Here is a 13,030-nt window from a genome sequence, read left to right on the forward strand (position 1 = left end):
CGAGCGCCAGGAGACTGGACCGCGAGCCGGACACGTCGACCGCGAGGGGTGCGCCGCCCCGTAGGATCGGGGGCGGTGTGCCGGGAAGTCTGGTCGGCCACGGTCCGCGACGCGGCCGTGCGACACGACAGCGACCCCGGGAGCACGATGACCCACGCCGCCCTGCCCTCCGGCCCCTCGGCCACCCCGCCGACCGACCGCCCCTCCCCCGGTGCACGCCTGCGCCGCTGGGTCGGGCGCGAGACGACGGGCGGCGCCCTGCTCATCGGCGCGGCGCTGCTCGCGCTGGTCTGGGCCAACTCGCCCTGGCGCGAGTCCTACCTCACCCTGTCGAGCACCGTCGTCGGCCCGTCCTCCCCGCTGCACCTCGACCTGACGCTGTCGACGTGGGCGGCCGACGGCCTGCTCGCGATCTTCTTCTTCGTGGTCGGTGTCGAGCTCAAGCAGGAGTTCGTCGCGGGCAGCCTGCGCAACCCGAGGCAGGCGGGCGTCCCGGTGCTCGCGGCGATGGGAGGCATGGCGGTGCCGGCCCTGATCTTCGTCGCCGTCCTGCTGACCACGGGCGACCCGGGCGCCCTGCACGGGTGGGCGATCCCCACGGCGACGGACATCGCGTTCGCGCTCGGCGTGCTCGCCGTCTTCGGCCGTGGGCTCCCCGTCGCGATCCGCACGTTCCTGCTCACGCTCGCGGTCGTCGACGACCTGCTCGCGATCGTCGTCATCGCGATCTTCTACACGGCGGAGCTGCGATGGGGGTACCTCGGCCTCGCACTGCTCGCCGTCACGCTCTACGCCGTCCTCGTGCGCGCTCGCCGCACCCGCTGGTGGCTCCTGCTGCCCGTCGCGGTGGTCGCCTGGGCGTTCATGCACGAGTCGGGCGTCCACGCCACGATCGCCGGCGTCCTGCTCGGCTTCACCGTCCCCGCGCTCGCGGTGCACGGGGAGCGCGAGTCGCGCACGCAGCGCTTCGAGCACACGGTGCGCCCGCTCTCGCAGGGTGTCGCGCTGCCGGTGTTCGCGTTCTTCGCGGCCGGCGTCTCGATCGTGGGCGGCGAGACGCCCGTCGGGGAGGTGCTGACGCAGCCCGTCGTGCTCGCCATCGTCCTCGGCCTCGTCGTCGGCAAGCTCGTGGGCGTGCTCGGGGTCACGGCGCTCGTCACGCGCTTCACGCCGCTGCGGCTCGCGGCCGGCATCGGGGTGCGCGACCTCCTGCCCGTCGGGTTCCTCGCGGGCATCGGCTTCACCGTCTCGCTCCTCATCGCGGAGCTGTCGTTCCCCGACGCCGAGCACACCGACGGCGCGAAGATCGCGATCCTCGCGGCATCCACGATCGCGGCGGTGCTGGCCGCGCTCGCGCTGCGCTGGGACGCCCGCCGGGCCCGCTCGAACGACATGAACCGTGACGACCTCCCGGACGACGTCACCGACTTCATCGGTGACCCGAAGGACCGCCTGGAGCACTAGCCCGAGCGGGCCCGCCCTGCTCAGCAGGCGGCGGCGACCTCGAACCGGCCGGGCGCGGCCTCGCGCAGCGTCGTGACCGTCGCGTCGCCCTGCCCGAGGTACGCGAGCGAGCCGACCGCGTAGTACGGGTTGTAGGGGTTCACGCCGTAGGAGATCGCGCGCCCCGCGGCCCGGTGCTGCGCGTTCGTCGCGGTGCCGCACCACGGCCCGGCCGGCGCCTGCACCGTCACCGTGACCTGCGCGGTCGACGCGTTCCCCGCCGCGTCGACCGCGCGGGCCGTGAGCACGTGGGAGCCGGGCGCGAGCGCCGTCGTGTCCCAGTCGAACCCGTACGGCGCGGTGCGCAGGGTCGCGAGCGTCGCGCCGTCGACGCTCAGCTCGACGCGGTCGACCGCGCGGTCGTCGGACGCCGCGACCTCCACGCGGACCGTCCCCGAGACGGCGGCGCCCGCGCCGGGCGCGGTGATCGCGACCGTCGGCGCCGTGACGTCCGGGTCTGGGCCCGGGTCGCGGTCGACGCGCCGGTTGTTCGCGAACAGGAAGTCGGTGAGGTAGGCCGGGTAGTCGATGCTGTTCGTCGACACGTAGGACCCGCCGGGCCCGCCGCCCGCGGGCCACGCGTGCGCGAGCCCGGTGTTCTGGACCAGCGAGACGCGCGGGCCGGCGGCGTCGGACCAGAGCGACCCGGTGCCCGCGCGGTTCGTGCCCGCGAGCCCGGCGAGCGAGAACGACGACGTGGTCCCGGCCCCGTAGAGGTCGGCCATGACCTGGGCGTTGAGCGTCCCGTACCCGGTCGCGACCGTCGTGTCGGCGCTGCCGAAGACGACGGACGTCACCTGCGAGCCGAAGTCCGCCGCGTGCGTCCCCGCGAAGCTCCGGCACGTGGAGCGCGCCTGCGCGAGCGTCGTCGCGACGCTCCCGATCTGGCCCGACGTCGTCCCGACCGTCGGCCCCGCCGCGATCCCCACGCCCGCGAACACGTCGGGCGCGAGGCAGCCCATGACCATCGCCTGGCCGCCGCCGGACGACAGGCCGCTGACGTAGACCTGGTCGGGGTCGATGCCGAGCGACGTGTCCGCCAGCAGGGTCGAGACGAGGTCGAGCAGGTTGTCGTCGTGCCGCGCGGGGTTCGTGCGGCTGTGGTTCGTGTCGTAGTAGTCCCAGCAGCCGAGCAGGACGCCGCCGTTCGGCGCGGCGGGGACCGCGACGACCATGCCGTGCTCGTCGGCGGTCGCGGTCCAGTTGCCGCCGTTCTTGAGCACCTGCGACGTCTGGACGCACCCGTGCAGGGAGACCATGAGCGCCCGACCGCCGGGGAGCGCGGGCGCCGTCGTCGGCCGGTAGAGCTCGACCGTCATGCCGCCGGCGGCGCGCTGGGACCACGACCCGGCGGCCGTGGCCGGTGCCGTGACGAGCGGGGCGAGCACGACCGCGAGCGCCGCGCCGAGGGCGAGCGCGACGGCGCTCCGGCGGGCGCGGGCGCGCTGTCTGAGGGAGTGCCTGACCATCTGAACCTCCACGTCGAGGTCGGGTCGCCGTCGGCGCTTCGCGCGCCGTGGCGCGCACCGTCGCGCGCCGGACCCGGGCGAGCCGGACGTTACGTGTGACCTGAATCACCTGTCAACATCAGAGCCACCCCGCCCGACAGGCTCGCAGGACCGCGAGCGACGGTCCCGCCCGACGCGGGTTGACACCGCGCCGCCCGGGGATCCATGATTCCCGCAACCTGAATCGCCTCTCATGTTCGAGCGGCGCTCCCCCTCAGGACCACCCAACGAAGGGCGAAGTCATGCGGACGAAGAAGTCCCAGCGGGCGGCGCTCGCCGTCGCCGCGCTCGCGGCCGCGAGCCTCGCGCTCGCCGCCTGCGCGCCGACCGACGCGAGCGGCGGCGGCAGCGCCGGAGGCGAGACCAGCACGAGCGCCGACCCGGTCGACGTCGGCATCATCTACTCCAAGACCGGGCCGCTCGCGGCCTACGGCGAGGCCTACTACGAGGGCTTCCAGGCCGGTCTCGACTACGCGACCGACGGCACGGGCGAGGTCGACGGCCGCCCCGTCAACGTGACGTTCCACGACGACGGCGGCGACCCCGACAAGGCGGTCGGGCAGGCCAAGGACCTCATCGGCAAGGGCTACCAGATCCTCGGCGGCACGGTCGTGTCCGGCGTGGCGCTCAAGCTCGCCGAGCAGGCCGAGCAGAACAAGGTGCTCTACATCTCCGGGCCCGCCGCGGTCGACGCGCTCACGGGCATCAACGACTACACGTTCCGCTCGGGGCGCCAGTCGCTCCAGGACGTCGCGACCGCCGGCACGTTCGTCGACCCGGACGGTGCGAAGGTCGTCGTGTTCGCCCAGGACAACGCGTTCGGCCAGGGCAACCTCGCCGCGGTCGAGGCCGTCCTCGGGGCGCAGGGCGCCGAGGTGACGAGCGTGCTCGTCCCGGAGGACGCGACGGAGTTCACGCCGTTCGCGCACCAGATCGTCGACGCCGCGCCCGACCTCGTGTTCGTCGCGTGGGCCGGGGCGACGTCGGGCGCGATGTGGCAGGGCCTCGACCAGCAGGGCGTCCTCGACGCGACCACGGTCGTCACCGGGCTCGGCGACGTCGCGACCTACGGCGCGTACGGCGCCGCGGCGAGCAAGGTCGACTTCCTCAACCACTACTTCCCCGGCGCCGCGGGCACCGACGTCGAGGCCGCGATGCTCGCGTCCGTCGAGGAGGCGGGGAAGCAGGCCGACCTCTTCACGCCCGACGGCTTCGTCGCCGCGCAGATGATCGTCCACGCGATCGCCGAGGGCGGCGACGACGTCGACGCCATGGTCGACGCGCTCGAGGGCTGGAGCTTCGACGGCCCCAAGGGCACGACGACGGTCCGCGCGTCCGACCACGCGCTCGTCCAGCCGATGTACCAGGTGAAGCTCGTGGCCGAGGGCGACGGCTGGGTCCCCGAGCTCGTCGCCGAGGTGCCGGGCGACGACGTCGCGCCGGCCGAGGCGGGCTGACGTGGGCGAGCCGCACACCCTCCCCGCGCTCGAGGTCCGCGACCTCGGGCTCCAGATCGGCGGCGCGCGGATCCTGCGGGGCGTGAGCCTCGCCGTCGGGCAGGGCGAGATGCTCGGGGTGATCGGGCCGAACGGCGCGGGCAAGACGACGCTCTTCAACCTGGTCTCGGGGATCCACCGCCCGACGAGCGGGGCGGTTCTCCTCGAGGGCGCGGACGTGACGACCACCTCGGTGGCCGCGCGCGCCCGCGCGGGCCTGGGCCGCACGTTCCAGACGTCGAGCCTGTACCCGCGCCTGAGCGTCCGGGAGAACGTGCGGCTCGCCGCGCAGGGGCGCCTCGGCGGCGCCCTGTCGGTGCTGCGCTTCCCGCGTCGCGGCGACGCCGCGACGCGGGAGGCGGACCGGCACCTGGAGACCGTCGGGCTCGTGCGCCGCGCCGAGGTCGCCGCGGGCGACCTGTCGCACGGCGACAAGCGCAAGCTGGAGATCGCGGTGCTCCTCGCGACCGAGCCGCGCGTCGTGCTGCTCGACGAGCCCATGGCGGGCGTGTCGTCGGCCGACGTGCCCGGCCTCGTCGAGGTCGTCCGCGACCTGCACGCGACCGGCTGCACGGTGCTCATGGTCGAGCACCACATGGACGTCGTGCTGGGGCTCGTGGACCGCGTCGCCGTCATGCACCACGGCGAGCTGCTCGCGTGCGACACCCCCGACGCCGTCATGGCGGACCCGACGGTGCAGAGCGCCTACCTCGGCGTCACGGCAGGAGAGGCAGCATGAGCGGGAGCAGCAGGAGCACCGCCCAGCCCGCGGTCGGGAGCGACGTGCCCGTCCTCGAGGTGCGCGGGCTGTCCGCGCGCATCGCGGGCCAGCAGGTCGTCGAGGACGTGACGTTCTCCGTCCCGGCCACCGGGGTCACGGCGGTGCTGGGCCGCAACGGCGTCGGCAAGACGTCGACCCTCAAAGCCGTGCTCGGCCTGATCGAGCGCCGGGGCGAGGTGCTGCTCGCGGGCGAGCGCGTCGACGGCGAGCGCACGGACCGGATCGTGCGACGCGGCGTCGGGTACGTGCCCGAGGACCGGGAGGTGTTCGCCGGGCTCACGGTCGCGGAGAACCTGCGCCTCGCCGAGCGCGACGCCCACCCGCGGCGCGAGCTCGTCGCGGAGCTCTTCCCGGACCTCGTGCAGCGCGCCGCCCAGCGCGCGGGCACCCTCTCGGGCGGTCAGCAGCAGATGGTGTCGCTCGCGCGCGCCCTGCTCAACGCCAACCGCCTGCTCCTCGTCGACGAGCCCACCAAGGGCCTCGCGCCCCGGATCGTCGGCGAGGTGTCGGACGCGCTCGCGGAGGCGGCCCGCACGGTCCCGATCCTGCTCGTCGAGCAGAACCTCGAGGTCATCGAGCGGCTCGCCGAGCGCGTCGTCGTGATCGACGCGGGCCGCGTCGTGCACACCGGTCCCGCGCGCGAGCTCCTCGACGACCCCGACCGCGTCCAGCAGCTCCTCGGCGTGCACGCCGAGGTCGACCACCACGGAACCGAAGGGGCGGTGGCCCGGTGAGCACGATCGTCCTCCTCCTCGTCACGGGGCTCGGCCTCGGGGCGCTGTACTTCCTCGTCGCGTCGGGCCTGTCGCTCATCTACGGGCTCATGGGCGTCCTCAACTTCGCGCACGGGTCGTTCCTCACGCTCGGCGCGTTCGGCGGCTGGTTCGTCGCGCGCTCGCTCGGCGCGGACTCGTGGGGCGTCTTCGCGCTCTCGCTGCTCGCCGGTGCCGTCGTCGGGGCCGGGGCTGCGGCGCTCACCGAGCTCCTCCTCATCCGCCCGCTCTACGAGCGGCACATCGAGCAGGTGCTCGTCACCGTCGGGCTCTCGCTCGCGTCCGTCGCGCTGTTCGAGGGCATGTGGGGGTCGGACCCCGAGTTCATCTCCGGCCCGGCGTGGCTCAAGGGCACGACCGACCTGGCGGGCGCGCCGGTGCCCAACGACCGGTTCGTCGCGATCGGCGCCGCGGCGCTCGTGCTCGGCGCGATCGTGCTGTTCCTCCAGCGCACGCGCTACGGGCTCATCATCCGCGCGGGCGTCGAGAACCGGTCCATGGTCACCGCGCTCGGCATCGACGTGCGCAAGGCGTTCACGCTCGTCTTCGCGGTCGGCGGCGCCGCCGCAGGGCTCGGCGGGGTCCTCGCCTCGCAGTACTTCGGGTACGTCTCCCCGCACCTCGGCGGGTCGCTGCTCATCTTCGCGTTCATCGTCACCGTCATCGGCGGGCTCGGCTCCCTGACCGGCGCGGCGGTCGCGTCCGTGCTCGTCGCGGTCCTCCAGCAGTTCGCGAACTACTACCTCGGCTACGGCGACCTGCTCGTCGTGCTCCTCCTCGCGCTCGTGCTCCTCGTCCGTCCCACCGGCCTCCTCGGGAGGGCAGCCGCATGACCACCCAGACCGCTCCCCCGGCCCCGGCCGCCCCCGCCGACGACGCGCCGCGCGCCGACCGACCCGCCCGCCGGGCGCCGTCGGGCACGCTGGTCCGCACGCTCGCGGGCGTCGTGCTCGTCGCGGTGCTCGCGTGCCTCCCGCTGCTCGCGCTCCACGTGCCGGGCGTCCTGCCCGGCCCGACGTACACGCCCGGCGCGCTCCAGATGATGGCGATGTGCTGGCTCATCGGCGCCCTCGCGCTGAGCTACCACCTGCTGTTCGGGGTTGCCGGGCTGCTGAGCTTCGGCCACGCGCTGTACTTCGCGGCGGGGCTGTACGGGCTCGCGATCGTGCTCGACACGACCGAGATCCCGCTCCTGCCCGCCGCGGCGCTCGTGCTCGTCGGCGGGATCGTCCTCGCGCACGTCGTCGGGGCCGTCTCGCTGCGGGTCACGGGCATCTCGTTCGCCATGGTCACCCTCGCGTTCGCCCAGGCGGGCAACGTCCTGGTGCGCCGCAACCCCGGCGGCACGACCGGCGGCGAGGAGGGCCTCGCGCTCGCGACCCGGAACGTCCCCGACGCGTTCGTGGGCGTGCTCAACACGCGTAACCTCTACTGGCTCGCCCTCGCCGTGCTCGTCGTCGTCTATCTCGTGGTGCTGTGGGTCGAGCGGTCGCGCGCGGGGCACGTCGCGGCGGCGACGCGCGAGAACGAGATGCGCGTGCGCGTCATCGGCGGGCGCCCCTACCTCGTCAAGCTCCTCGTGTTCGTCCTCGCGGCGACGCTCGCGACCGTCGTCGGCATGGCGTACCTGCTGCTCCAGTCCGGCGCCGTGCCGCGCGCGACGTCCGCCGACTTCACGCTCACGCTGCTCGTCATGGTCGTGCTCGGCGGCGTCGGGTCCCGGTGGGGCGCGATCGTCGGCGGCGTGCTCTACACGATCCTCGACCAGCGGCTCGGGACGCTCGCGAGCTCCGCGGCCGTCGCGGACCTGCCGGCCGTGCTGCGCGTGCCGCTCAGCGAGCCGCTGTTCCTGCTCGGGACCCTCTTCATCCTCGTCGTGATGTTCCTGCCCGGCGGCATCGCCGGGGCTGCGTCGCGCCTCGCCGCGCGCCGCCGCCCGCGGGAGGATCGGGAGGAGGCCCGCGAGCGCCTGGAGGAGGTGGCATGACGACGCAGCACCAGGACGCCCAGGACGGCCTGCACACCCTCGGGCGCTGGACGCGCGACCGGGCGCTCGCGACGCCCGACCGCGTCGCCGTCGACGACCGCGGCGTGACCCTGCGCTACCGCGACCTGCACGAGCGCGCGAGCGCCCTGGCGGAGGCGTTCCGGGAGGCGGGCTACGGCGTCGGGGACCGCGTCGCGACCGTCACGGGCAACAGCGCCGACCAGGTCGTGCTGTTCTTCGCGTGCGCGCAGGCCGGGCTCGTGCTCGCGCCGCTGTCGTGGCGGCTGTCGCCCGGCGAGCTCGCCGCCCAGGTCGAGCAGGCCGACCCCGCGCTGGTGCTCGTGGAGCAGGAGTTCTCCGGCCTCGCGGACTCGGCGTTCGACCGGCTCGACCCGCTGCGCCGGCTCGACGGGGAGCGGCCCGGCCGCCCGCCCCGGCGGGCCGAGCTCGGGCGCAGCGGCGTCGAGGCGCACGTCCCGGCGCCGTCACGGCGGGGCCCCGCGCCGGAGCGCCGGCCCGTGCGCGACGACGACCCGCTCCTCCTCGTGTTCACGTCCGGCACGCAGGGCACGCCCAAGGGCGCGCTGCTCACGCACGCGAACTGCTTCTGGACGAACCTGTCGCTCTCGCGCACGGTCGAGCTGACGAGCCACGACGTCGTGCTGAGCGTGCTGCCGCAGTTCCACGCGGGCGGGTGGAACATCCAGCCGCTGCTCGCGTGGTGGACCGGCGCGACGGTCGTCCTGGAGCGCACGTTCGAGCCCGAGCGCGTGCTCCAGCTCGTCGCCGAGCGCCGCGTCACGACGATGATGGGCGTCCCGACGAACTACCTGCTCCTCGCGGAGCACCCCGGCTTCGCGGACGCCGACCTGTCGTCACTGCGGCACGCCGTCGTGGGCGGTGCGCCCATGCCGGAGCCCCTGCTGCGCACGTGGCACCGCCGCGGCGTCGCGCTCTCGCAGGGCTACGGGCTCACGGAGGCGGGCCCCAACGTGCTGTGCCTGCCCGACGACCAGGCCCGCGAGCGCAGCGGCTCGGCCGGCACGCCGTACCCGCACGTCGAGGTCGCCGTCGCCGACCCGGTGACCGGCCGCCACCTCGACGGGCCCGCGGCGGGCGAGCTGCTGGTCCGCGGGCCGGGGGTGTTCGCGGGCTACTTCCGCGACGAGGCCGCCACGGCCGCCGTCCTGCGCGACGGCTGGCTGCGCACCGGCGACCTCGTCGAGCGCGACGCCGACGGGTGCTACCGCGTGGTCGACCGCCTCAAGGACGTCTTCATCGTCGGCGGCGAGAACGTCACGCCGTCCGAGGTGGAGGCCGTGCTCCGCCGCCACCCCGCGGTGGCGGACGTGGCGGTGGTGGGCGTCCCCGACGACCGGTGGGGCGAGGTCGGGGCCGCGTTCGTCGTCCCGCGCGCCGGCCACCCCACCGACGCCGAGGAGCTGGAGGCGTTCTGCCGCCGCGAGCTCGCGCACTTCAAGGTCCCGCGCCGCTTCGACCTCGTCCCGTCCCTGCCCCGCACGTCGTTGCACAAGGTGTCGCGCCGCTCGCTCGCCGAGCGCGTGACCGTCCCGGAGGACTCATGAGCACCCAGCCCCGCACCGCCCGCGGCAACCGCACCCGGGCGAAGATCCTCGCCGCGGCCGAGCAGGTGTTCGCCGAGGTCGGGTACCACGACGCGTCGATCGTGAAGATCACCGAGTCCGCGGGCGTCGGGCAGGGCACGTTCTACCTGTACTTCGAGTCGAAGATCGACGTGTTCGACGAGCTCGTCGACGACCTCAACCGCCGCGTGCGGCACGCGATGATCGAGGCGAGCTCGCAGGCGACGACGCGCCTGGCCGCCGAGCGCGCGGGCTTCGAGGCGTTCTTCCGCTTCACCGCCGAGCACCCGGCGCTCTACCGCATCGTGCGGCAGGCCGAGTTCGTCTCGCCCGGGGCGCTGCGCCGCCACTACGCGCGCATCGTCGAGGGCTACATGACCGGGCTCGACAAGGCGCGCGCGAACGGCGAGGTCGGCCACGACGTCGACCCGGAGGTCGCCGCGTGGGCGCTCATGGGCATCGGCGAGATCGTCGGGATGCGCTGGGTCCTGTGGGGCGGGCGCTGGGACGAGGGCGCAGAGCCGCCGTCGTACGACACCGCGGCCGCCGAGGTCCCCCCGCACGTGTTCGAGCAGACCATGCAGTTCATCGAGCGCGCGCTCGCCGCGCCGCGGACCGCTCCGCCGACCGCGACCGGGCCCGCCATCTCGACCGACACCGAAGGAGACGCGCGATGACCGTCCCCGGCACCGCCCCGACCCTTGCCGGGCGGCGCGCGCTCGTCACGGGCGGCGCGAGCGGCATCGGCGCCGCGTGCGCGCGCGAGCTCGCCGCGCGCGGCGCGCACGTGACCGTCGCCGACGTCGACCCCGACGGCGCGCAGCGCCTCGCGGACGAGCTCGGCGGCGAGGCGTGGGTCGTCGACCTCGCCGACACGCGCGCGCTCGACGACCTCTCGCTCGACGTCGACGTGCTCGTCAACAACGCGGGCGTGCAGCGCGTGAGCCCCATCGAGGACTTCCGCCCCGACGACTTCCGCCTGCTGCACGCGATCATGCTCGAGGCGCCGTTCCTGCTGGTCCGGGCCGCGCTCCCCGGGATGTACGCGCGCGGGTTCGGGCGCGTCGTCAACGTGTCGTCCGTGCACGGCCTCGTGGCGTCGCCGTTCAAGTCGGCGTACGTGTCCGCGAAGCACGGTCTGGAGGGCCTGTCCAAGGTGACCGCGCTCGAGGGCGGTCCGCACGGCGTGACGAGCGTGTGCGTCAACCCCGGCTACGTCCGCACGCCGCTCGTCGAGAAGCAGATCGCGGACCAGGCGCGCGTGCACGGCGTCCCCGAGTCCGAGGTGCTCGCGACCGTGCTCCTCGCGGAGTCCGCGGTGAAGCGGCTCGTGGAGCCGGAGGAGGTCGCGTCGCTCGTCGGCTGGCTCACCGGCCCGGACGCGTCGATGGTCTCGGGCGCGTCGTGGACGATCGACGGCGGCTGGAGCGCCCGGTGACCGCGGCCACGACCGCGCCGGACGACGTCACCGCCGCGACCCACACCTACGCGACGCTCGACGTCCCCGTCGCGGGCGGGCGGCTGCGTGTCGGCGTGTGGGACCCGGTCGCCCCGCACGCACCCGAGCCCGGCGCCCGGCCCGACGGCGGCGCGACCCCCGCGCACGACGCCGTCCCGACCGTCCTCGCCGTGCACGGCATCACGGCGTCGCACCGCGCGTGGCCGGCCGTCGTCGCGGCGCTGCCGGGCGTGCGCGTCGTCGCGCCCGACCTGCGGGGGCGCGGGCGCAGCAACGCCCTGCCCGGCCCGTACGGCATGGGCGCGCACGCGGACGACCTCGCGACGGTCCTCGACGCGCTGGGGATCGACCGCGTCGTCGCCCTCGGCCACTCCATGGGCGCGTTCGTGTCCGTCGTGCTCGCGCACCGCCACCCCGGCCGCGTCTCCCGGCTCGTGCTCGTCGACGGCGGCCTCCCGCTCCCGCCGCCGACCGGGCTCGCGCCCGACGCGACGCACGACGAGGTCCTGCGCGCCCTGCTCGGCCCGGCCGTCGAGCGCCTCGAGCGCACGTTCGCCGACCACGAGGAGTACCGCGGGTTCTGGCGCGCGCACCCCGCCTTCGCGAGCGCGTGGGACGAGCCGTGGGCCGACGTCGTCGCGGGGTACGTCGACTACGACCTCGTCGGGGAGGCGCTCGCGCTGCGGCCAGCGTCGTCGGGCGCGGCGGTCTCCGCCGACTCGCTCGAGCTCTACGAGGGCGGGCCGCTCGCGGACGCGCTCGCGGGCGACCACCCGCTCGACGTGCCCCTCGTGCTGCTGCGCGCGCCGCGCGGCCTGCTCGACGAGCCCGAGGCCCTCTACTCCCCCGAGCACCTCGCCGCGTGGCGCGCGCGGCTGCCGGGGCTGCGCACCCGCGACGTAGCGGGTATCAATCACTACACGATCATCATGAGCCCGCCCGGCGTCGAGGCCGTCGCGGGCGAGACCCTGCGGGCCCTGGCCGCCGTCACGAGCGACGGACCCGGACCGGCGAGTGACGAGGAGGTCACGGCATGAGCCCCACGATCGCGTCCCCACGAGGGACCGGGCTGGACAAGGTGGTCGCGTCCGCGGCCGAGGCCGTCGCGGACGTGCCCGACGGCGCGTCGCTCGCCGTCGGCGGGTTCGGCCTGTGCGGCAACCCGATCGCGCTCATCGAGGCGCTGCTCGCCCAGGGCACGCGCGACCTGTGGGTCGTAAGCAACAACTGCGGCGTCGACGACTGGGGCCTGGGCGTCCTGCTCGGCGCGGGCCGCATCCGGAAGATGACGAGCTCGTACGTCGGGGAGAACAAGGAGTTCGAGCGGCAGTTCCTCTCGGGCGAGCTCGAGCTCGAGCTCACCCCGCAGGGCACGCTCGCCGAGAAGCTGCGCGCCGGCGGGGCGGGCATCGCCGGGTTCTGGACGCGCACCGGCGTCGGCACGCAGGTCGCCGAGGGCGGCCTCCCCCAGCGGTACGACGGCGCGGGCGGCGTCGCGCAGGCGAGCGCGCCCAAGGAGGTGCGCACGTTCGGCGTCGGGCCGCGCGGTCGCGACGGCGCGTTCGCCGACGAGGCGGAGTTCGTGCTCGAGGACGCGATCACCACGGACTTCGCGCTCGTGCACGCGCTGCGCGGTGACCGGCACGGCAACCTCGTGTTCCACCGGTCGGCCCGCAACTTCTCACCGCTGGCCGCGATGGCGGGCCGCGTGTGCGTCGCGCAGGTCGAGGAGCTCGTCGAGCCCGGCGAGATCGACCCCGACGCCGTGCACCTGCCCGGCGTGTTCGTGCACCGCGTCGTCGAGGTCGGACCCGACGTCCCCAAGCGCATCGAGCGCCGCACCGTGCGCTCGGCCGCCCCGACCGACCAGCCCGCGCCCGCGCCGTCGGGCACCGCGACCACCGTGAAGGAGGGCTGAG

General features: G+C 74.9%; 12 protein-coding genes. 11 read left to right on the top strand and 1 reads right to left on the bottom strand.

The annotated features are described in order from the left end of the window. The first annotated feature begins 147 nt into the window (after positions 1-147). A complete protein-coding gene (nhaA, locus tag B9L22_RS00075) occupies positions 148-1,464 on the top strand; it encodes a Na+/H+ antiporter NhaA (protein WP_086148816.1) in 1,317 nt (438 codons plus the stop codon). A gap of 20 nt (positions 1,465-1,484) precedes the next feature. Here nhaA and B9L22_RS00080 read toward each other — a convergent pair whose 3' ends face one another. Then, positions 1,485-2,972 (bottom strand): PHB depolymerase family esterase, encoded by a 1,488-nt coding sequence (locus B9L22_RS00080; protein ID WP_086148817.1) that lies wholly within the window; start codon positions 2,970-2,972, stop codon positions 1,485-1,487. A 281-nt stretch (positions 2,973-3,253) separates the two neighbouring features. Here B9L22_RS00080 and B9L22_RS00085 point away from each other — a divergent pair, with 281 nt between their 5' ends. Genes B9L22_RS00085 through B9L22_RS00130 form a run of 10 tightly spaced genes read left to right on the top strand, consistent with a single transcriptional unit; the run spans position 3,254 to position 13,029 of the window. After that, on the top strand, positions 3,254-4,468 hold the full coding sequence (locus B9L22_RS00085) for a substrate-binding domain-containing protein (protein ID WP_086148818.1): 1,215 nt from the start codon (positions 3,254-3,256) through the stop codon (positions 4,466-4,468). A gap of 1 nt (position 4,469) precedes the next feature. Then, on the top strand, positions 4,470-5,246 hold the full coding sequence (locus tag B9L22_RS00090) for an ABC transporter ATP-binding protein (protein WP_086148819.1): 777 nt from the start codon (positions 4,470-4,472) through the stop codon (positions 5,244-5,246). After that, a complete protein-coding gene (locus tag B9L22_RS00095; RefSeq protein WP_021482277.1) occupies positions 5,243-6,022 on the top strand; it encodes an ABC transporter ATP-binding protein in 780 nt (259 codons plus the stop codon). The genes B9L22_RS00090 and B9L22_RS00095 overlap by 4 nt, the downstream gene beginning before the upstream one ends. Continuing rightward, positions 6,019-6,894, top strand: a complete 876-nt coding sequence (locus B9L22_RS00100; protein ID WP_076405207.1) for a branched-chain amino acid ABC transporter permease — start codon at positions 6,019-6,021, stop codon at positions 6,892-6,894. The genes B9L22_RS00095 and B9L22_RS00100 overlap by 4 nt, the downstream gene beginning before the upstream one ends. After that, positions 6,891-8,048 carry a branched-chain amino acid ABC transporter permease gene (locus B9L22_RS00105; protein WP_086148820.1) on the top strand — a complete coding sequence of 386 codons (1,158 nt, stop codon included), beginning with the start codon at positions 6,891-6,893 and terminating at the stop codon, positions 8,046-8,048. The genes B9L22_RS00100 and B9L22_RS00105 overlap by 4 nt, the downstream gene beginning before the upstream one ends. Next, the gene (locus B9L22_RS00110) at positions 8,045-9,634 is read left to right on the top strand and encodes a class I adenylate-forming enzyme family protein (RefSeq protein WP_086148821.1); all 1,590 of its coding nucleotides are present in this window, start codon (positions 8,045-8,047) and stop codon (positions 9,632-9,634) included. Before B9L22_RS00105 ends, B9L22_RS00110 begins: the two co-directional genes overlap by 4 nt. After that, complete coding sequence (locus B9L22_RS00115; RefSeq protein WP_086148822.1) at positions 9,631-10,329, top strand: TetR/AcrR family transcriptional regulator; 699 nt, start codon at positions 9,631-9,633, stop codon at positions 10,327-10,329. The genes B9L22_RS00110 and B9L22_RS00115 overlap by 4 nt, the downstream gene beginning before the upstream one ends. Next, the gene (locus B9L22_RS00120; protein ID WP_086148823.1) at positions 10,326-11,090 is read left to right on the top strand and encodes a 3-hydroxybutyrate dehydrogenase; all 765 of its coding nucleotides are present in this window, start codon (positions 10,326-10,328) and stop codon (positions 11,088-11,090) included. The genes B9L22_RS00115 and B9L22_RS00120 overlap by 4 nt, the downstream gene beginning before the upstream one ends. Continuing rightward, on the top strand, positions 11,087-12,148 hold the full coding sequence (locus B9L22_RS00125) for an alpha/beta hydrolase (protein ID WP_086148824.1): 1,062 nt from the start codon (positions 11,087-11,089) through the stop codon (positions 12,146-12,148). Before B9L22_RS00120 ends, B9L22_RS00125 begins: the two co-directional genes overlap by 4 nt. Continuing rightward, complete coding sequence (locus B9L22_RS00130; RefSeq protein WP_051028159.1) at positions 12,145-13,029, top strand: CoA transferase subunit A; 885 nt, start codon at positions 12,145-12,147, stop codon at positions 13,027-13,029. The genes B9L22_RS00125 and B9L22_RS00130 overlap by 4 nt, the downstream gene beginning before the upstream one ends. The last annotated feature ends 1 nt before the right edge of the window (position 13,030 follow it).

The organism is Cellulosimicrobium sp. KWT-B, assembly GCF_002127155.1.
Lineage (GTDB): Bacteria > Actinomycetota > Actinomycetes > Actinomycetales > Cellulomonadaceae > Cellulosimicrobium > Cellulosimicrobium funkei.